The following is a 19,361-nucleotide window of genomic DNA, read 5'->3' as shown; positions in this document are numbered from 1 at the left end:
GCCCTCCCACCCGGCCTCCGGGGAGTGCTCATGCCGGGCGATCCGCCGTCAGCTGGACCGGCCGGACCAGGCCGAGGGTGAAGTCGAACCGGTCGTGTCCGGTGCCGGAGGTCAGCTCAGCGGCATGGCGCCGGGTCTGCGGAAACGTGTCGGCCGGCAGTGCGGTGAATCGCTGGATCAGCTCCTCGCGGCCAAGGACCCATTCCTGGTCCGGGTGTCCGCGCCGCTGCTGGACCAGCGACTGCTCCAGGGTGTAGGCGCTGACGTAGAGGGACAGGGCATCGAGCGCCCAGGCGGCGTTCCGCGGCTCGATTCCGCCGGCGAGCAGGATCGCCAGAAGCCCTTCCTTGAGTACACGTCGAGGATCTGCTCGCGCCACTCGGCCGGGTCCGGTTCGGGCAGCACGACCTCGGAGCAGAGCCGGCCGATGAGCAGATCGTCGATGTCCTCCTTGCTGACGATGTGCGCGTACAGCGACGACGGCCCGGTGCCGAGCACCGCGGCGACTCGACGGATGGTCAGCGCGTCATAGCCCTCGGCGGCCACGACTTGCAGGGCGGCGTCGGTGATCCGGTCGACCGTGATGGGCTGTGTGATGCGAGTTTCCGTGGTCGGGGCCGGTCTGGGGGGTCTGTGCCTGGCGCAGGGGCTGCGTGGTGCCGGGATCGCGGCCGACGTGTACGAGCGGGACCCGGCGATCACCGCGCGGTTCCAGGGCTATCGGCTCGTGCTGAGCCCGATGGGGTTCGAGGCGCTGCGCGGCTGTCTGCCGCCGCGCTGGCACCCGCTGCTTGACGCGATCGTCGGTGACGCCCATGCCGGGCAGCTGATCCTGGACCCGCGGCTGAACCGGATCGGCGAGCTCGGCCCCGGCAGGACCGGGATCGTGATCGACCGGCATGTGCTGCGGCACCTGCTGCTGACCGGACTCACCGTGCGCACCGGGGCCGCGCTGACTGACTACGACGTGCTGGACGACGGCAAGGTCGAAGCCCGGTTCGCGCACGGCGCCCCGGCCACCGCCGACCTGCTCGTCGGGGCGGACGGGGCCGGCTCCGCCGTCCGCGCGGTGCTCTCGCCGCGGACCACCGCGACCGACACCGGCGCCCGGTTCGTCATCGGCCGTACGCCGCTGACCGAGCGCTTCGCCACCCTGGAGCCGGCCTTCGGCTCGAAGATCGCCGGGGACGGGGTGAGCCTGATGCTCGGAGCGATGCGTTTCCGTACCCCGCCGAAGCGGGCGGCCGAGGAACTGGCGCCCGAGGTGACCCTCCCCGATATCCGCGACTACGTGCGCTGGGCCATGCTTCTGCCACCGAACGGCTCGCTCGGCGCCCCGACCGCGCAGGAGGCCGCGCTGTCCAGGATGGAGGGCTGGCATCCGGACCTGCGGGCGCTCATCGAGCAGGCCGACCCGGACAACAGCACCCTGCTGTCCATCCGGGTGGTCGAGCCCCGCGAGCGCTGGGCGCCCGGTCCGGTCACGCTGCTCGGAGACGCCATCCACGCCACCTCCCCGACCGGCGGCAACGGCGCGAACACCGCCCTGCACGACGCCGACCTGCTGCGCCGCTGCCTGATCGAGGCCGTCGAGCGCCGCCAAGACCTCCTCGGCGCGGTCGGCGACTACGAGCGGCAGATGTTCGAGTACGGGGGCGAGGCCGTGCGCCACAGCCTCGCCGCGCTACCCGCCTTCGTCCCGCATATGGATCTTCACCGTCAGGAATGAGGATCCGGCGTCCGGGTCGGGCTCCGCCTCGACCGAGCCACTGATCGGCGCGGTGCTGCCCGCGCTCGGCGAGACCATGTGTCTGTCCGGCGTCTGGCAGGGTCTGCTCGGTGCGTCCGCCCTGATCGGCCTGTTCTTCGGCAGCATCCTGCTGGGGCGGGTGGCGGATGTGATCGGACGCCAGGAGCTCTACCTCTACAACTTCGTGCTCATCGCGGTCGCCTCCGCCGCCCGGTTGTGTCCTGCTGGACTCGCTCACCGTGCTGTGGACCGTCGGCTACGTGCTGGCCAACATCCTGGGCACGTACATCCCGATCAACGGCACCACCGCGTACTGGCTGCTGGCCGGCGGAGCGGCCCCGGGCCGCCCCGAGGACGCGTAAGTGTCCATCACGTGAGCTATCGCATTGGCTGGTTCTTGACGCATTTACCGGTCAATGCGAGGCTGTTGGGACGCTTTGCGCAAAAGATCATATCTCTACCAGAACGGACGGGGGCGTTCCGTTGGTGGCACGTTCGCAAGAAGTCGTCGATGACGCGATCGACCTTTTGGATAATCGCCGATTATTCTTTTCCGGGCCGGACCGCACGCTCCTCGGAATTGAACCCATCGCACACCATCTGGTCGATTCCGGGGAAGACATAGCCCAAGCGCTGGCGGCCGGTGGGGGAATCGGCTTCGTGGCCTTTCCGTTTCAGCGCCAGGAGCCCATCCGGCTCGCGGTTCCGGCCCGGACACTGAGCCTGGAGGAGACGCCCGACCACCGTCGCCTCCTCGCCTCGGTGCCGGTCCCTTCAGCCAAGAGCGGTGAACCCGGCGCGTTCGCGCTGCGGCCCAGCGAACCGCCGGAGCAGTGGTGCGGCAGCGTCGCCGACGCGGCGCGTGCCGTGCGCCGCGGAGAGCTGCGCAAGGCGGTGCTCGCCCGGCGCATCCAGATGGAGTGCGATACGGACATCCAGCCGTCCGTGGTGCTGCGGCGGCTGGCCCACACCTTCCCCTCCGCCTATCTGTTCTCCGCCTTCGGCCTGGTGGGAGCCAGTCCGGAGCTGCTGCTCGCCAAGCGCGGGCGGATGGTGGAGTCGCGTGCCCTGGCCGGCACCATCCGCCGTGGCGGCGACGCCGAGTCCGACCGCCGGCTCGCGTCCTGGCTCCAGGAGTCCGGTAAGAACCAGGAGGAGCACCGGGTCCTGCGCGAGGCGGTGCTGGACGCCCTGGCGCCCAGCACCACATGGATCAAGGCCAACGAGCGGCCCGAGACGCTGAAACTGGCGAACGTGCAGCATCTGATGACCCGGGTCCGGGCCGAGCTCAAAGCCGACCACCCGCCATTTCTCCGACTGGCGGCCATGCTTCATCCGACGCCCGCCGTGTGCGGATGGCCCCGCGACAAGGCGTACGAAGTGATCGAACGTCTGGAGGGCTGGGACAGAGGGCTTTACGGAGGGGCGCTGGGCTGGGTGGACGCGGAGGGGAACGGCTGTCTCTGCGTGACCATTCGGTGCGCCGAGATACATGGCAAAAACGCCACCGTGTATGTCGGGAACGGCATTGTCGCCGATTCCGATCCGAAAGAGGAACTGGCCGAGACCCGCGCGAAGCTGGGCGCCATTCTGCCCGCGCTCATTGCGCCCTGAACAGGCGAGGGATCATCAATGGCAAGCGCACATCACATTCCCGCGAGCAGTGTGGACGCGCCGGGCGTTCCCTTCCCCTCGGACCGGCGCACCCCGCTGACCTGGTCGACCGCGGCCATCGTCGGCGGCCAGGCGTCCACCGTGCTGAGGTGGCACTCCACGGCACCCCTCTCCCCGGGCCGGCTCCGCCTGTTCGTCGCCTGCGACGTGCGGGACGTCCGTCGCGTCGAGGCCGTCTCGGCGGGCACCGGCCGGCCGCTCGGCTCGTTCGACATCCGGTACGCCGACTGCCACCAGCCCTACGATCTGCCACTGGACACCGAGGCCGTACGGGCCGTGCTGGACGAGGGCGTACGGCTCACCCTCACCCCCGAACCGGCCACCGAGCCACTGTGGATCTTCTCCGGCCCGGAGGCCCCCGTCGAGCGGCGGCCCGCGCTGCTGCTGGCGGACGAGGACCCACCGGCTCCGGCCGCCGCACTCCACCGCCACCTCACCAGCCCGGCCAGTGTGCAACCGTTCGGGTGGATGGAGGGATGTGTGCTGGACGCGCTGTACGACCTGCACACCACCTTCCCCGGCGACACCCGCGCCGAGACGGCGCTGCGCGACCACCTCGCCGTCTATGTCCACGGCACCCGGCTGCGCTACGAGGATCCGCGCGGCCGCCCCGCGAACGACCGGGTGTACGGGATCGAGGCCACGCTCCCCTTCGCGGTGATCGCGAAGCGGGATCCGCAGCATCCCACGCTCCGGCTGGCCGTCGAGTCCTGGAATGCCCGGACCGATCCCCATGGATGCGTCAAGGACGCACCGACCACCGCCGAGGGGTGCTACACGGTCGGCTACCCCATGGCCGTCCTCGCGAAGGCCACCGGGGACACCCGGCTGCGCGAGGCGGCCATCCGTCAGCTTCGCGTACGGCGCAGGCGGCTGACATGGGACGACGACCTCTACCTCAGGCTGCTGCCGGACGGCAGCCGCGTCTACCGCAACTGGGCTCGGGCGTACGCCTGGTATCTGCTCGGCCTGGTGCGCACCCTGACCGAGCTCGGCGACCGGCCGGACACCGAGGACCTGTGGGACGAGGCCGCGAGGGCCGCCCGGCTCGCGGTGTCCCGGCGCAACGCGGCCGGTATCTGGGACTGCTATCTGGCGGAGCCCGCCACCGGGGCGGAGACCTGCGGATCCGCCGGTATCGCCGCGGCCCTGGCGCTGGGCGTGGAGCGCGGCCGCTTCGCCGCCGATCGCGAGGGCGTGGTGGCGCAGGAGGCATGGGAGGTGTTGTGCGACCGGCTGACACCGGACGGCTGGCTCGACGGCTCCTCCCCGTCGAACAAGGGCGGGGAGGAGTTGCAGCGCAGCGGCTACCGCATGCTCTCCGGCGTCGGCTCAGGACTGCTGGGCCAGCTCGGCGCGGCGCTGACCCGGCTCGGCGCGGTGAAGGATTGGACACGCTGATGGCGGGCCGTGAATCCATGGACCGATACGCAGCCGACACCGAGAGCGGCGCTCAGGCGGCCCCGGACATCGAGGGCGGCGCTCAGGCGGCCTTCGCCGCCACCCTCGTCGACGAGTGGGTCCGCGCGGGGCTCAGCGACGCCGTCATCGCGCCCGGCTCCCGCTCCACCCCGCTCGCGCTCGCCCTCGCCGAGGACGGCCGGACGCGGTTGCACATACGCCTCGACGAGCGCGCGGCGGGCTTCCTCGCCCTGGGGCTGAGCCGTGCCACCGGGCGCGCCACCGTCGTGGTCACCACCAGCGGTACGGCGTCGGCCGAGCTCCATCCGGCGGTCGCCGAGGCCGATCTGGCGGGGGTGCCGATGGTGGTGTGCACCGCCGACCGTCCACCGGAGTTACAGGGAGTGGGCGCCCCGCAGACCATGGTCCAGACGGGCCTGTACGGATCGGCGGTGCGTTGGGCCGCGGCCGTGGCGGTTCCCGAGCGGAGCCAGGACGGAATGTGGCGCTCCCTCGCCGCGCGCGCCGTGGCGGAGGCCGAGGCCGGACCCTCGGGCCCGGGCCCCGTCCACCTCAACCTGGCCTTTCGCGACCCCTTGGTGGCACGGCCCGGCCCGCTGCCTCCCGGCCGGGCGGACGGGCGGCCCTGGCACCACGTCGGCCGCCGGGTCCCGACCGCCACCCCGGCGGACGTGGCCGACGTCGCGGGCGGGCACGAGCGGGGTGTCCTGCTCGTGGGCGCGGGTGCGGGCGATCCGGTCGCCGTGCACGCGGCCGCCGCGGCACTGGGCTGGCCGGTGCTGGCCGATCCGCGCTCCGGCGCCCGCACACCGGGCCCCGGCACCGTGGCGGCGGCCGACGCCATCCTGCGGAGCCCGCACGCCCGGGACCGGCTGCGCCCCGAGGTGGTCGTGCATCTCGGGGAGCGCTGGGCCTCCCGGGCGGTGGCCGACTGGCTGCGGCAACCCGGCATCCGGCATGTGCTCGTCGATCCCGACTGGCGGTGGCGCGACCCGGACCGGCTGGCCGCCACCGTGCTGCGCACCGATCCCACGGCCCTGTGCCGCGCCGTGGCCGAGTCGGCGCCGGAACCCCCGGCACAGCCGGAGTGGCGCACCGCGTGGGCCTCGGCCGAAGCCACCGCGCAGGCGGCCGTGGCCGATGCCTTGGACGGCCGGGCCGGCCTCACCGAACCGCGAGTGGCTCGTACGCTCTTCGACGCCCTGCCCACCGAGGCGACCCTGGTGGTCGGGTCCTCGATGCCCGTACGGGACCTCGAGTGGTTCGCCGCGCCCCGCCACCGTCCCCCCGCCGTGCTGGCCAACCGCGGTGTCAACGGGATCGACGGCACGATCGCCACCGCGCTCGGCGTGGCCGCGGCCCGGCGTCCGGTGGCCGTACTCCTGGGCGATCTGACCTTCCTCCATGACGCGGGCGCGCTGCTGGGCGCCGCCGAGGCGCCGGATATGAGCTGCACACTGGTCGTGGTCGACAACCACGGGGGCGGGATCTTCTCGTTCCTGCCACAGGCGTCACACCTTCCGGAGGACACCTTCGAGCTGCTCTTCGGCACCCCGCAGGCCGCCGATGTGTGCGCGGTGGCCGCCGCGTATGGAGTCGGTGTCGTCCGCCCCTCTGATGAGGGGGAGTTGCGGTCCGCGCTGAAGGAAAAGGTGGGCTCGCCGGGCGTGTCGATGATCCATCTGCGCACCGACCGCACGGCCAATGTCGCGGTGCACGACCGGACCCACCGGACCGTGGCCCGCGCCCTCGAAGAGCTGTGGATACCCCGGTGATCGGCGTCGAGCGGGACCGCGCCACCGGAGTGGCACAGCTGCGCATCGAGCGCCCCCGGGTGCGCAACGCGCTGACCACCGAGGCGGCCGCGCGGTTGCTTCAGGCCGTGGAAGGCGCGCTGGTCGATGACGCCGTACGGGTGCTCGTCCTCAGCGGCAGCGGACCGGACTTCTGTGTCGGGGGCGACCGCGACGAGGAGTTGGGCGACGAGGGCCGCGCGGACCGGTTGCGGGTCTTCGCGCGGTTGCAGCGGACGGTGGCAGCGGCGCCCAAGGCGACCGTGGCCGCGATCGAGGGGCGCTGTGTCGCCGCCGGTGCGGAGCTGGCCGCCGCCTGCGACATCCGGGTGGGCGCCGAGGACTCGGCGTACCGCTTCCCGGGCGCCCGCCTGGGGGTCCCCATCGGGGCGGCGAAACTCATCGGGCTGGTCGGCCTGGGCGCCGCCAAGGATCTGCTCCTGACCGCCCGCTGGGTGACGGCACACGAGGCCTACCGGCTGGGGCTGTTGCAGCGGCTCGTACCACCGGGCCGGGCGGGTGCGGAGGCCACCGCGTGTGCCGCCGAGATCTCCGCCAACGACCCGAGCACGACGGCGCTGCTCAAAAGCCGGCTCCAGCGCTTCTCCGGGGTGCTGGCGCGGATCGACGCCGAGCTGCGGGCCGCGGAGTCCCTCCCCGGCCCCGAGCCGGAAACGCTACGGGGAACGCAGCGGGAAACGGGGCGAGGAGCATGAGGCTGACCGGCATAGCCGAGGTCACGGCCCTGGTCACCGGCGCGGCAGGAGCCATCGGCGCCGCCACCGCACATCAACTGGCCGCCGAGGGAGCGGTCGTGGCCGTGGCGGACATCGACGAGGACGGGGCACACACCGTGGCCCGGCGACTGGGCGCCATGGCACACCCCGTACGCCTCGACGTCACCGACTCCGGCGAGGTGGAACGGGCCGTCCAGGACGTGGAGGATCGGCTCGGCCCGATCGGCATCCTGGTCAACGCCGCCGGAGTGCTCGGCCGTACCGCCCCGCTGACCGAGCAGGAGGACGCCGAGTGGGAGCGGGTGTTCGGCGTCAACGTCCGGGGGACCTTCAACTGCGTCCGTGCGGTGGGTCGGCGGATGGCGCGGCGCGGACGCGGCTGCGTCATCACCGTGGCGTCTAACAGCGCCGGAATCGTCAAGTACGACCAGGGGCTGTACGGGGCCTCGAAGGCGGCCGCCCAGTACCTCACCAACTGCGCCGGACTGGAACTCGCCGGGCACGGCGTGCGATCCGTCGTCGTGGCGCCGGGGACCACCGAATCCCCGATGTCCCGCGCCAACGCGCATCTGCCCGGCCGCAGACAGGCGCTGCTGCACGGAGACCCCGAACGCCATCGGGTGGGCATCCCCCGCGGCACGCTGGCCCAGCCCGAGGACATCGCCTCCGTCATCGGCTTCCTGGTGTCCGATCAGGCGGCCCATATGACGATCACCACCGTGACGGTGGACGGCGGCTCCACCCTCAGGCCCTAGACACCATCACGTCATCTCTCGACGACGCCATCTCCCGACGAGGGGAAGGGGACCTCCGTGCCGCGCATCGACCGGCTCGACCTCTCCGTGGTGGAGCTGCGGCTCACCCACGGCTTCACCGCCAGCACCCACAGCGCCAAGACCCTGCTGCATGTGGTCGTCCGCGCCACCACCGCCGACGGCCTCACGGGGTGGGGCGAGGCACCGGTGCCGGTGGACCCGTACTACCTGGGCGAGACGACCGACACGGTGTGGTCCGTGACCCGCGACTTCCTCGCCCCGGCGGTGGTGGGCCGCCCCTGGGACACCATCGAGGAGTTCACGGCCCTCTACGGCCGGGTCAAGGCCAACAACTTCGCCCGGTGCGGCCTGGAGATGGCCGCGTGGAATCTGCTGGCCGCCACCACCGGCCGACCGCTGGCCACGCTGCTCGGTGGCGCGGCGCGCACCCATGTCCCCTCCGGCGTGAGCGTGGGGATGGACAGTGACCACGACCGGCTGTGCGACACCATCGCGGGGTACGTCGGGCAGGGCTACCAAAGGGTGAAGGTCAAGATCGGCCCGGGCGCCGATGTGAACGTGCTGGAGGCGATCCGGAACCGGTTCCCTGAGCTGCCGCTGATGGCCGACGCCAACTGCGCCTACACCCTCGAGGACCTTCCGCGGCTGCGTGATCTGGACGCGTTCGGCCTGATGATGATCGAACAGCCGCTGGCCTGGGACGATCTGTTGGACCACGCCACGCTCCAGAAGGAGCTGGCCACACCGCTCTGCCTCGACGAGAGTCTCACCTCGGCCGGACGGGCGCGGGAGGCGCTGGCGCTGGGCAGCTGCCGCGTGGTCAACATCAAGCCCGCTCGCCTGGGCGGCCTCCTGGAGGCCGTCCGGGTGCATGACGCCTGCGTCGCGGCCGGGGTGCCCGTGTGGTGCGGTGGCATGCACGACTTCGGCATCAGCAGAGCCGCCAATGTGACGCTGTCGGCGCTGCCCGGTTTCACCCTGCCCGGCGACAACTCCGGCTCCGACAAGTACTTCGGCGAGGACATCGTCACACCGGAGACGCGGGCGGTGGACGGCCTGATCGAGGTACCGGCCGCAGCCGTGCCGTACGAGGTGAAGGAGGATTTCCTCAAGGCGCACACCCGGCGCCACGTCCAGGTGACGGCCTGAGGACGGGGGAGCGGGCCGTACATGATGCCCGGGCCGCACGTCCGTACATGATGCCCGGGCCGTACGCCCACGACCTCACTACGCCGTGAACAGACGGCGCACGGCCGGCCGATCCGGCTTTCCCACCCCGCGCAGCGGCAGGGCCTCGACGACCCGGATGTCCTTGGGCGCGGCGGCGCGCCCGAGCCGCTCCCGGACCGCGCCCTTCAGCGCGCCCTCGGCCGTTGTCCCCCACGCCCCCGGTTCGCGCGGAGTGACGACGGCCACGACGATCTGCCCCCACTCCGGGTCGTCCACCCCCACCACACACGCGTCCCCGACACCGGGTTGTTCCCGCAGGACCTGCTCCACCACGGACGGGGACACCTTCACCCCGCCGGTGACGATCACGTCATCCGCCCGGCCGAGAACCTGAAGACGGCCGTCCTCCCGCCAGTGCCCGAGGTCGTCCGTGCGGAACCAGCCGTCGTCGAAGGAACGGGCCGTCAGCTCCGGCCGGTTGAGGTAGCCGGAGGCCAGGGTCGGTCCGCCGAGGGCTATCGGACCACCCGCGCCGGGCCCGGGCGTCCCTTCCGGTGGCGGACCGATCCGCACCCGTACCCCCTCCAGCGGCACCCCGTCGTACACGCAGCCACCGGCGGTCTCGGTCATGCCGTACGTGGTCACCACCCTCACACCCGCCTCGCGCGCCCGCGTCAGCAACGGCTCCGGTGTGCCCGCGCCGCCCAGCAGTACGGCGTCGAACTCCCGTAACGCCGCCAGGCCGGGCCCACCCGTGTCCAGCAGCCGCCGGATCTGCGTGGGCACCAGCGCGGTGTAGCGGCAACCCGCGGCGCGGAACCGCTCGGGCCGGAAGCCCTCCCGCAGATCGTGGACCACCGCCTCCGCCCCGGCCAGCAGCGAGCGGACCAGGACCTGCACGCCCGCCACATGGTGTGCGGGCAGCGCCAGCAGCCAGCGTCCGGGGCCCCCGAGCCTGGTGTGCGTGGCCTCCGCCGACGCGCGCAGTGCCCGGGCGGAGAGCAGCACCCCCTTGGGCTCGCTGGTGGACCCCGAGGTGCCGACCACCACCGCCGTCCCGGACGGTACGGGCCCACGGGTGTCGAGCCCAGGCGAGCCCGCAGCCGCCGCCACGGGCAGCACGGTTTCCCCGTGGTCTTCGATCGCGACGGCCAGCGCACGCGACAGCGCACCGACCGTGTCCACCGAACCGTCGCACGGCAGGATCAGCATCGCGGTGGCCCCTCCGCGAAAAGGACGTCCATCATCACGCGAGCGGTCGCCCGCGCACCGCGAGACCGCTCACCCCTCCGGCCACGCTACGACCCGGCGGCGGGGCGTGCCGACGCCGGGGAAACGTCCTGTCAGGAAGCTGCCACGGCATCCTTTCCGCCGCCCCGCGGCAGGATCAACGATCCGGTTCCGTGTCGTCTTCCGCTTCGAGTTGTTCATCCGGGACGGTGTGCACGGCGGCTTCCTCGGCGCCGGCAGCGCCGGCGTCGATGCCTTCGTCCCTGGCGATGACTTCCTTGGTGGTGTCGGTGTGCGCGCCCTCGTCGGGGGCGACGAGCCGTCCCGTGCGCTCCGTTCCCGCTTCGGGGTCGATCGGTTCGCCCTCGCCGTCCTGCACATCTCCCACCTCGTCGCCCGCTGGGGCTTCGACGTCGGGGCTCTCCTCGGCCAGCCGCTCGTCGAGCGTCTCGCGCTCGCGCTGTTCGGCCGCCGTCGTGCCGTGTTTGGTGACACCCAGTGGCTTTTCCGGCGGCGAGTAGCCCTCGTCGAGCATCTCGTCGTAGTCGCGCTCGTCCAGGGAGTCCTGGGCGTCCAGGGGGGCCGCGTCCTCCTGCTCCTCGTTGGTGCCGGTCGGCTGATAGACGTCGTCTGCCCTGTCGTCGCTCATCATCGCTGCCTCCCTCGCATGGTGCCTTGTTCGGCCATCGACCGGCCCGGGCCTCCGGCGCGAACTCATGTGGTCGGGTTTCCTCTCTCGCCTTTTCCTCACACCGTCGGCGGTTCTGCCTGGTCGGCGAGTTGTTCCGCCCGTGCTGCCGCGTCGGTGGCCCGCCGCCTCGCCTCACGGACCGCCCGGTCCGCCTTCCGCGTCCGCGTGCGGGCCTCCCGGACGGCCTCATCGGCCTCCCGCTGCTCGCCCTCGGCCTCCTTCAGCTGCTTTCTCAGGTCCGTCAGACGCTGCTGCGCCTGGTGTTTTCGCTGGTCAGCACGGTCTTGCTCATCCTCGGCCGCGCTGAGCTCCGCCTCGTCGGCGCGCAGTCGGCGCTCTGCGTCCTCGGCCTCCTGATGTGCACGGGCCTGCCGCTCCCGCTGCTCGCGGCGCTTCTCCTGTTGTGCGCGGCGCCACTCTTGCTCCTGTTGTGCGCGGCGCCGTTCTTGCTCCTGCTGTTCGCGGCGTTGCTCTTGCTCCTGCTGTTCACGGCGTCGCTCCTGCTCCTGTCGTTCGCGGCGCCGCGAACGAGCGGCGTCCAGATCGGCCACCCGGCCGCCGGAGGCCCGCTTGCCCCGGCCCGTGGCGGGTGGCGCGGACCGGGCGGCGTCGGCTAGGAGCGCGAATCCGGTCGGTGCCGCGAGCGGCTTGGCCAGCCGCCCCCGTACCCACTCCTGACCCGCGTCCGGGTCGGCCAGCACGGCGCGCAGCGTCTCCTCCACCTCGCGCTGGGCGCCCTCGCCGATCGGTTGCCCGGCCTGGGCGGTCAGCTCCCTCGCCTGGCGGGCGAGCGCCGCGATGACCTGGCGCTGCTGTGTGGACAGCTTCCGCAGTTGCCCGCCGTCCAGGTCCTGGTGTGCTTGCCGCAGTGCCTCTCCGAGCCGAAGGACCTGCTCGGCTTCGTCCGGCCGCCGCCGCACCAGCAGGTTGCTGGCCCACGCCGCCTTGGTGGGGCGGCGCAAGCGGCGGATCCGCTCGGCGAGCTTCCGGTCGCCCGCGGTGCGGGCGTCCTTGGCGCGCTCGTCCCGGGCGGCGGTGAAGTCCGCGGGTGGCAGGGCGTACAGCTCATCGGCGACGGCGTCCAGGTCCACCAGCTCTCCTGCCCGGCGTGGATCAACCTCCTGGGATTATTTTGTCACCTTTTGGCCGGGCGGGCCGCCGCGTGGCCCTGCCCGGTGTCACAGCCATGTCGTCGCCGGCCAGATGGTCACGGCCGCGGCGAGAAAGAGCGTGATGTTGAGCGCCACCTGGCGGTCTCCACGGCGCAGGTGAACCCTGGTGGCGCCGATCTGTAGGATCACGAACCCGATGGCCGCGGCCAGGGCCAGCCAGGGCGCGATGCCGGTCAGCGGGGGAAGGATCAGCCCGATCGCGCCGAGCACTTCGATCACCCCGATGGCCCTGACGGCCGCCATCGGCATGGTGTCCACCCAGGCCATCATCGGCCGGAGCTCGTCACGGCTCCGGATCACCTTCACCCCGCCCCCGTAGAGGTAGAAGAGGGCCAGCAGGCCGGCGACGATCCAGTACGCCACCTTCACGATTCCCGTCCCGCCTTCCGGGCGACGCCGGTGGTCGGCTCGGTCGCGTAGCGGCTCTTCACCCGGACACTGGTTTTCGGTTCTTCAGTCACACCGCGATTCCACCGCCGGGGCGCCACGACCGTCCAAGACTCCTTCCGCGGTCTCGATACCGGATGGGTATCGTTGCACCATGGAGCTACGCACCCTGCGCTATTTCGTGGCAGTCGCCGAGGAACTCCACTTCGGCCGGGCCGCCGTCCGGCTGCACATGAGCCAGCCGCCGCTGAGCCGGGCGATCAAGCAGCTGGAGACCGGGCTGGGCGCCACGCTGTTCCACCGGTCGTCCGCCGGTGTCACGCTCACTCCGGTGGGTGCCGTGCTGCTCGACGAGGCGCGCGCCCTGCTCGACCACGCCGACCGGGTACGTGTGCGCGTGGCCACGGCGGCCGGTACCGCGAGCCTCACCGTGGGCATCCTGGGGGACAGCGCCGACCCGGACGCCACCCGGCTGGCGGGCGCCTACCACCGGCGCCACCCGGGCGTCGAGGTGCACATCCGCGAGACCGACCTGACCGATCCCACCTGCGGGCTGCACGCAGGGCTGGTGGACATCGCCCTGACCCGCGGGCCGTTCGACGAAACCGGCCTGACCGTGCACGAGCTGCGCGCCGACCCGGTGGGCGCGCTGCTGCGCGCCGACGATCCGCTGGCCCGCCGCGACAGCCTGAAACTGGCCGACCTGGCGGACCGCCGCTGGTTCCTGTTCCCGGAGGGCACCGACCCCCTCTGGCAGTCGTACTGGAACGGCGGGGAGCCTCGCCAGGGCCCGGTGGTGCGCGGCGTCCAGGAATGCCGCCAAGCCGTGCTGTGGAACGGCACGGTCGGCATGACGCTCGTGGACCACGAGCCGCCGGAGGGGCTCGCCGTGGTGCCGCTGATCGACATGGCGCCGAGCCGCGTGGTGGTGGCGTGGAACGAGGGCGACACGAATCCCCTGGTCCGCTCGTTCGTCGAAATCGCCACCGCCGCCTATCGCGGCAGTGGCGGCGCTACGTCTCGTCCTGCCCCTCCCTGACCAGGTGTACGGCCGTGCTGGCCCAGTCACCGGACGGGAGGTCCAGGCGGAATCCGTACTCCGCCAGCACGGTGGCGTGGTGCGCCTCGCCGGTGCGGGTGTCGCGGTAGCGGGCGCCGGGGGTGAGCCCGCGCAGCCGTACCGGCAGCCTGGGGACTCCGTGGCGCGGGCCGCGCTGCCAGGCCAGCACCAGAGTCTCGCTGCCGTCCTCGGCGGCGTACTGCACCACGGTCGGCAGCTCGCCGTGCGGGCCGGACAGCCGGTACAGGACGCCGTGCTGGACGAGGTGGCGCACCCGTTTGTACTCGGCCACCAGGTCGGCGCCCCCGGCGAGTTCCTCCTCGGACCAGCGGGCGAGATCCCCGCCGATGCCCAGCAGCCCGCACATCGCCACATGGAAGCGGAACCTCAACGGCACGGTGCGGGTGGTGAGTTGATTAGGCACATCGGTCACCCACGCGGACATCGTGCGCGGCGGGAGGAGCTGACCGAAGCCGTGCTGAATGACCAGCCGGTCGACGGCGTCGGTGTTGTCCGACACCCACGCCTGGTCCGTACGGGTGAGGATGCCCAGATCCACGCGTCCGCCACCGCCACTGCACGCCTCGATGCGCAGCCCGGGGTGGTCGGCCCGCAGCCGGTCGAGGACGTCGTAGAGATTGGCCACATAGCGCGTCCACAGCCGGTCGTGGCCGTCCGGAGTGCCGGGCCACCCGGCCTCGCTGAAGGCGCGGTTCATGTCCCACTTGAGGAAGTCGATGCCATGGTCCGCGACCAGCCGGGTCAGCCAGCCGTAGGCCCAGTCGGCCACGTCGTCGCGGGCGAAGTTCAGGACGAGTTGGTTGCGCAGCTCGCTGCGGGCCCGGCCGGGGGTGTGCAGGACCCAGTCCGGGTGCTCGCGGTAGAGGTCGCTGTCGGGGTTGACCATCTCCGGCTCCACCCAGATGCCGAAGCGCATGCCCAGCCGGTGCACCGTGTCGGCCAGCGGGCCGAGGCCGTGTGGGAAGCGCTCCCGGGCCGGGGTCCAGTCGCCCAGCCCCGCGTGATCGCCGCGCCGGGCCCCGAACCAGCCGTCGTCGACCACGTACAGCTCCACGCCCAGGGCGGCGGCCCGCTCGGCCAGCGCCTTCTGGTTCGCCTCGTCCACATCGAACCCGGTGGCCTCCCAGGAGTTGTAGAGCACGGGCGCCACCTCACGGCCGTGCGGCAGGACGTGGCGCAGTGTGTACGCGTGCCAGGCCCGGCTCGCCGCGCCGAACCCGCCGTCGGTGAACAGCCCGGCGAACACCGGGGTGGCGAATTCCTCGCCCGGCACCAGCGGCACGCATATGCCCTCGTGGCCGACGCCACCGGTGAAACCGGCGCGTCCGTCCGGGGTGCGCTGTGCGGTGATGCGCCAACTCCCGCTCCAGGCAAGGGCGGCGCCGAACACCCGGCCGTGCTCCTCGCCCGCGTCGCCCTCGTCCACCATCACCCAAGGACTCGCGTGATGGCTGGTGATGCCACGCCGGCTGGTCAGCACGGTCTCCCCGTGCGGCAGGCGCTCGCGGCGCAGCTGACTCTCCGCGGACCACTGCCCGGTGACATGGCTGAGCCGGTAGTCGGCCAGTGGTGGCAGGGACCAGGCCGCCGAGTCGGCGCGCAACAGGCTGACCCGCTGCTCACCCTCGTTGCGCAGCACCGTCCAGCGCTCGATGACATCCGTGTCGTCCCGCACCCGGTAGTGGAGCGCGACATGCAGCGGATAGTGGCGGTCGCGGAATTCCAGCCGGAGTTCGCCGACGCCGTCGGAGGGTGTGATGACGCGGTGCCCGGTCGGCTGCCACTCGAAGCCGCGCGAGCCGTCCGCGTACCGGATCTGGAGGGAGGGCGCGCCATAGCGCGTGCCGCCGTCGACCGGCAGCTCCTCGCCCACCGCGGGCCGTCCCTCGAAGCTGCTCGCCGCCTCCCCGGCGGGCACGACCAGCTGCTCGGCCTCCCGCGGCGTCAGCCGCGGCCCCCAGGCGAGATGGCAGGGCGCGCCCGTCTCGTCGATGTGCAGGGCGTACGAGGTGCGGGGCGTGGTCAGCAGCCAGACCCCGGTGTCCGGGGCACGGGAGATCGTCGGCATCGGGCCTCACGTTCGTGGGACGGCGGGGGAGCGGCGGGTGTCGCGTACGGATGCGGGGCGCTCGGCGCGTGCGAGAAGAGGGCCGCCCGCTAAGCCAACGAGACCTTCGATCACATGTCAACACCCCCGCACGAGTCGGGCTTTGGAAGCGGGATCAGGGCTCACAGGCAATCCTCAGGAGATTCTTGCTTCTTTCATTGACAGCGGAAAATAAGGGGCCTAGGTTCCCGGCCATGTCCTCGCCCTCCGCTGTCGAGTCGTTCCCGGCGCACACGTCGGCCGCCTCGCAGATCTTCACCACGGTCCTGTCGCAGGGCCCGCTCACCCGCCTGGAAGTGGCGCGGCGGGCGGGGCTGTCGGCGGCGGCCGTCACCAAGGCGGTCCGTCCCCTGATCGAGGCCGGCTACCTGGTGGAGGACGTGGACGAGGACGCGCGCCCGGCACTCGGGCGGCCCGCGAACCTGGTCCGGGTGGATGGTGGCCGCGCGCTGTTCATCGGGGTCAAGGTCACCGGGGACACGATCATCGGCGTGCTCACCGACCTGTGCTGCCGGATCCTCGTCGCCCGGCACATCCCCCTCCCCGCCCGTGACCCCAAGGCGGTGCTGGGGACGGCCGCGGAACTCGTCCGGGAGCTGCTCATCGAGGCGGACGGCCTCGGTGTGCGCGTCGCGGGCCTGGGCATGGCCGTCTCCGGCGATGTGGACCGCGCCGAGGGCGTGGTGCGCTACTCGCCCTTCCTGGAGTGGCGCGATGTGCCGCTCGCCGAACTCGCCGCCATGACCACGGGCCTTCCGGTGACCGTCGACAACGACGTGCGCGCGCTGACCGTGGCCGAGCAGTGGTTCGGAGCGGGCGTGGGGCTGTCCGGCTTCGCCGTCGTGACGGTCGGCGCGGGCATCGGCTGCGGTCTCGTGGTCCACGGCAGGGTGGTGGCCGGGGCCCATGGTGTGGCCGGCGAGATCGGACACATCACCGTCGACCCGGCGGGCCCTCGCTGCCACTGCGGCAACCGTGGCTGTGTGGAGGCCATCGCGAGCGACGACGCCATCGTCCGCCAGGTCCGCGCGGCCACGGGGGTCCAGGTGGCCGACGCGGTCGAGGCCGCCGGACTGGCCCACGACGGGGTCGCCGGCGCACGGGAGATCTACGCACGGGCAGGCGACGCCATCGGCCGAGGCATCGCCACCGTGGCCAATCTGCTCGGCCCCGAACGGGTGATCATCTCCGGCGAGGGCCTGGCCGCCTACGACCTGTTCGCCGACCACATCCGTGACGCCTTCGCCACGGCGGCCTTCGGCTCCGCGGCGCGGTGCGACGTACAGACCCGGCCGCTGCCCTTCGACGAGTGGGCCCGTGGAGCCGCGGCCACCGCCATCCAGTCCTTCATCCGATCAGACGCGAACTAGCGCGGGCCGCCATTCCCCTGTCGGTTGAGACAAGGGCAACCTGCGCCGCCGTACCCCGAACCCCGCCGCATCCCGCCGCCACCCCGTTCCCCGAACCACACCCCAGGAGGTAGACCCATGCGGTCACCCTCGTACCCCGTCATGCCCGTACGCGGTCTGAGATCCCTTATCGTCCTGGCCCTCGCCGCGGGCCTCGCCACGGCCGCCCCGGCCGCGCAGGCACGGCCCGACGACGGCGACGCCACCACGGCCACCCCGGCATCCCCGGCCACCATCGCCGCCAAGCCCTATATGGGCTGGTCGAGTTGGAGCATGCAGTCGTCGAAGTACCCGGGCCTCAATCCGAACGGCGACTACAGCTACCTCACCGAGGCGAACGTCCTCAAACAGACCGACGCCCTCGCCACCAAGCTCAAGAAGTACGGCTACGAGTACATCAACATCGACGCCGGCTGGTGGCGGAACTACGCGTGGACACCGGAGTTCGACGAGTACGGCCGCCAGAAGGCCGACCCCGTGCGCTTCCCGAGCGGTATGAAGTCGGTCGCCGACCACATCCACTCCAAGGGCCTCAAGGCCGGTATCTATCTGCCCGTCGGCCTGGAGAAGGAGGCGTACGGCGGGGGCAAGGTGCCGATCTGGAACGCCGAGGGCTGCACCACCGCCGACATCGTCTACGACGACCTGCGCACCACCAACGGCTGGGACAGCGCGTACAAGATCGACTTCTCCGATCCCTGCGCGCAGAAGTACATCGACTCCCAGGCGCGGATGTTCGCCGACTGGGGTTATGACTTCCTCAAACTCGACGGTGTGGGCCCCGGCTCCTTCAAGAGCGGCGACAACTACAACAACGTCGCCGATGTGGCCGCCTGGCAGAAGGCGATCTCCGCCACCGGCCGCCCGATCCACCTGGAGCTGTCCTGGTCGCTGGATATCGGGCACGCCGACGACTGGAAGAAGCACTCCAACGGCTGGCGCGTCGACACCGACGTCGAATGCTACTGCAACACGCTCGTCAGCTGGGAGAACTCCGTCGACGACCGCTGGGACGACACACCGGCCTGGACCCGGCACGCCGGCCCCGGCGGCTGGAACGACCTCGACTCCCTCGATGTGGGCAACGGCGAGATGGACGGCCTGACCAAGGCCGAGCGGCAGAGCTACGCCACGTTGTGGGCGATCGCCAAGTCGCCGCTCTACACCGGTGACGATGTGACCAAGCTGGACTCCTACGGGCTGTCGCTGCTGACCAACCGCGAGGTCATCGCCGTCAACCAGGGCGACGCACCGCCCGCGCGGCCGGTCACACCGTCCGACCCCCAGCAGGTGTGGGCATCGAAGAACCAGGACGGCACCTACACGGTCGCCCTGTTCAACCTGGCCGACCGGCCGGCCTCGGTGACCGCCGACTGGTCGACGCTCGGCTTCACCGGCAAGGCCGCGGTGCGGGATCTGTGGAACCACGAGAACCTCGGCACGCACAGGAACGGGATCACCCAGGCCCTGCCCGCCCACGGCTCCCGCCTCTTCCAGGTCACCCCGCGCGGCGACGCGCTCACCTGGACCGGTATCGAGGCCGAGTCCTCCGCGAACACCCTCGGCGGCAATGCCTCGGTGGCCGACTGCGCGGCCTGCTCCGACGGCCACAAGGTCGGCAACCTCTACACCGGGGGAAAGCTGACCATCAACAACGTCGTCGTGGACAAGGCCGGCACCTACCAGATCAAGGTGGCCTACGTCAGCGGTGACGCCCGTTCCGCCGATGTCTCGGCCAACGGTGGCGGCGCCACCCGCCACACGTTCCCCTCGACAGGCGACTGGTCCACCGTCAATAGTGTCCACGTTCCGGTGACGCTCAAGGCCGGCTCCAACACCATCACGTTCGACAGCGGTTCCGGCTACGCACCGGACATCGACCGGATCGACGTACCGAAGTCCTCCTGAACACCAAGGGGCCCGGCCCCTCGGCCGGGCCCCTTGCCGATCTGCCGATCTCAG

Annotated in this window: 16 protein-coding genes and 1 pseudogene; 11 read left to right on the top strand and 6 right to left on the bottom strand. The window is 71.7% G+C overall.

Translation table 11 applies throughout. The features are described from left to right. Nucleotides 1-28 precede the first annotated feature (28 nt). A pseudogene (locus ACT2CW_RS19875) lies at nucleotides 29-597 on the bottom strand (TetR/AcrR family transcriptional regulator). On the opposite strand from ACT2CW_RS19875, the gene ACT2CW_RS19870 reads away from it, so the two are divergent. The 8 genes from ACT2CW_RS19870 to menC all read left to right on the top strand — a co-directional run bounded on the left by ACT2CW_RS19870 (nucleotide 596) and on the right by menC (nucleotide 9,301). Continuing rightward, nucleotides 596-1,729, top strand: coding sequence for an FAD-dependent oxidoreductase (locus ACT2CW_RS19870; RefSeq protein WP_445517613.1), 1,134 nt, complete (start codon nucleotides 596-598; stop codon nucleotides 1,727-1,729). The pseudogene ACT2CW_RS19875 and the gene ACT2CW_RS19870 overlap by 2 nt on opposite strands. A 260-nt stretch (nucleotides 1,730-1,989) precedes the next feature. Next, nucleotides 1,990-2,112, top strand: coding sequence for a hypothetical protein (locus ACT2CW_RS19865; protein WP_445517612.1), 123 nt, complete (start codon nucleotides 1,990-1,992; stop codon nucleotides 2,110-2,112). Between the two features lie 124 nt (nucleotides 2,113-2,236). After that, a complete protein-coding gene (locus ACT2CW_RS19860; protein ID WP_445517611.1) occupies nucleotides 2,237-3,364 on the top strand; it encodes an isochorismate synthase in 1,128 nt (375 codons plus the stop codon). Nucleotides 3,365-3,382: 18 nt separating this feature from the next. Continuing rightward, nucleotides 3,383-4,825: a glycoside hydrolase family 88 protein gene (locus ACT2CW_RS19855; RefSeq protein WP_445517610.1), complete on the top strand. Its 1,443-nt coding sequence runs from the start codon at nucleotides 3,383-3,385 to the stop codon at nucleotides 4,823-4,825. Nucleotides 4,826-4,842: 17 nt separating this feature from the next. Continuing rightward, nucleotides 4,843-6,621 carry a 2-succinyl-5-enolpyruvyl-6-hydroxy-3-cyclohexene-1-carboxylic-acid synthase gene (gene menD, locus ACT2CW_RS19850; RefSeq protein WP_445517609.1) on the top strand — a complete coding sequence of 593 codons (1,779 nt, stop codon included), beginning with the start codon at nucleotides 4,843-4,845 and terminating at the stop codon, nucleotides 6,619-6,621. Further along, nucleotides 6,606-7,355, top strand: a complete 750-nt coding sequence (locus tag ACT2CW_RS19845) for an enoyl-CoA hydratase/isomerase family protein (RefSeq protein WP_445517608.1) — start codon at nucleotides 6,606-6,608, stop codon at nucleotides 7,353-7,355. Before menD ends, ACT2CW_RS19845 begins: the two co-directional genes overlap by 16 nt. Further along, a complete protein-coding gene (locus ACT2CW_RS19840) occupies nucleotides 7,352-8,131 on the top strand; it encodes an SDR family oxidoreductase (protein WP_086885466.1) in 780 nt (259 codons plus the stop codon). The genes ACT2CW_RS19845 and ACT2CW_RS19840 overlap by 4 nt, the downstream gene beginning before the upstream one ends. Nucleotides 8,132-8,188: 57 nt before the next feature. After that, nucleotides 8,189-9,301 (top strand): o-succinylbenzoate synthase, encoded by a 1,113-nt coding sequence (gene menC / locus ACT2CW_RS19835; RefSeq protein ID WP_445517607.1) that lies wholly within the window; start codon nucleotides 8,189-8,191, stop codon nucleotides 9,299-9,301. Between the two features lie 78 nt (nucleotides 9,302-9,379). Here menC and menE read toward each other — a convergent pair whose 3' ends face one another. The 4 genes from menE to ACT2CW_RS19815 form a co-directional block, all read right to left on the bottom strand. Continuing rightward, nucleotides 9,380-10,534, bottom strand: coding sequence for an o-succinylbenzoate--CoA ligase (gene menE, locus ACT2CW_RS19830; protein ID WP_445517606.1), 1,155 nt, complete (start codon nucleotides 10,532-10,534; stop codon nucleotides 9,380-9,382). 175 nt (nucleotides 10,535-10,709) lie between these two features. Further along, nucleotides 10,710-11,204, bottom strand: coding sequence for a DUF5709 domain-containing protein (locus ACT2CW_RS19825; RefSeq protein ID WP_445517605.1), 495 nt, complete (start codon nucleotides 11,202-11,204; stop codon nucleotides 10,710-10,712). Nucleotides 11,205-11,299: 95 nt separating this feature from the next. Next, complete coding sequence (locus tag ACT2CW_RS19820; protein ID WP_445517604.1) at nucleotides 11,300-12,334, bottom strand: hypothetical protein; 1,035 nt, start codon at nucleotides 12,332-12,334, stop codon at nucleotides 11,300-11,302. Between the two features lie 87 nt (nucleotides 12,335-12,421). Continuing rightward, on the bottom strand, nucleotides 12,422-12,784 hold the full coding sequence (locus ACT2CW_RS19815) for a DoxX family protein (protein ID WP_445517603.1): 363 nt from the start codon (nucleotides 12,782-12,784) through the stop codon (nucleotides 12,422-12,424). A gap of 172 nt (nucleotides 12,785-12,956) precedes the next feature. Between ACT2CW_RS19815 and ACT2CW_RS19810 the strand changes: the two genes are divergently transcribed. After that, nucleotides 12,957-13,841, top strand: coding sequence for a LysR family transcriptional regulator (locus ACT2CW_RS19810; protein ID WP_445517602.1), 885 nt, complete (start codon nucleotides 12,957-12,959; stop codon nucleotides 13,839-13,841). Here ACT2CW_RS19810 and ACT2CW_RS19805 read toward each other — a convergent pair. Further along, complete coding sequence (locus ACT2CW_RS19805) at nucleotides 13,816-15,951, bottom strand: alpha-galactosidase (protein WP_445517601.1); 2,136 nt, start codon at nucleotides 15,949-15,951, stop codon at nucleotides 13,816-13,818. The two genes, ACT2CW_RS19810 and ACT2CW_RS19805, sit on opposite strands and share 26 nt — an antisense overlap. A 233-nt stretch (nucleotides 15,952-16,184) precedes the next feature. On the opposite strand from ACT2CW_RS19805, the gene ACT2CW_RS19800 reads away from it, so the two are divergent. Next, on the top strand, nucleotides 16,185-17,360 hold the full coding sequence (locus ACT2CW_RS19800) for an ROK family transcriptional regulator (protein WP_182468425.1): 1,176 nt from the start codon (nucleotides 16,185-16,187) through the stop codon (nucleotides 17,358-17,360). A 117-nt stretch (nucleotides 17,361-17,477) separates the two neighbouring features. Further along, a complete protein-coding gene (locus tag ACT2CW_RS19795) occupies nucleotides 17,478-19,307 on the top strand; it encodes an alpha-galactosidase D (RefSeq protein WP_445517600.1) in 1,830 nt (609 codons plus the stop codon). Nucleotides 19,308-19,361: the final 54 nt, after the last annotated feature.

The organism is Streptomyces sp. NEAU-174 (genome assembly GCF_052665095.1).
This window is presented reverse-complemented; position numbering and strand designations above follow the sequence as displayed.

Bases quoted from the DNA above. Each gene is read 5' to 3' on its own strand.
- ACT2CW_RS19870 (WP_445517613.1), top strand. From the start codon at position 596: ATGCGAGTTTCCGTGGTCGGGGCCGGTCTGGGGGGTCTGTGCCTGGCG.
- ACT2CW_RS19855 (WP_445517610.1), top strand. From the start codon at position 3,383: ATGGCAAGCGCACATCACATTCCCGCGAGCAGTGTGGACGCGCCGGGC.
- menD (WP_445517609.1), top strand. From the start codon at position 4,843: ATGGACCGATACGCAGCCGACACCGAGAGCGGCGCTCAGGCGGCCCCG.
- ACT2CW_RS19840 (WP_086885466.1), top strand. From the start codon at position 7,352: ATGAGGCTGACCGGCATAGCCGAGGTCACGGCCCTGGTCACCGGCGCG.
- menE (WP_445517606.1), bottom strand. From the start codon at position 10,534: ATGCTGATCCTGCCGTGCGACGGTTCGGTGGACACGGTCGGTGCGCTG.
- ACT2CW_RS19825 (WP_445517605.1), bottom strand. From the start codon at position 11,204: ATGATGAGCGACGACAGGGCAGACGACGTCTATCAGCCGACCGGCACC.
- ACT2CW_RS19810 (WP_445517602.1), top strand. From the start codon at position 12,957: ATGGAGCTACGCACCCTGCGCTATTTCGTGGCAGTCGCCGAGGAACTC.
- ACT2CW_RS19805 (WP_445517601.1), bottom strand. From the start codon at position 15,951: ATGCCGACGATCTCCCGTGCCCCGGACACCGGGGTCTGGCTGCTGACC.
- ACT2CW_RS19800 (WP_182468425.1), top strand. From the start codon at position 16,185: ATGTCCTCGCCCTCCGCTGTCGAGTCGTTCCCGGCGCACACGTCGGCC.
- ACT2CW_RS19795 (WP_445517600.1), top strand. From the start codon at position 17,478: ATGCGGTCACCCTCGTACCCCGTCATGCCCGTACGCGGTCTGAGATCC.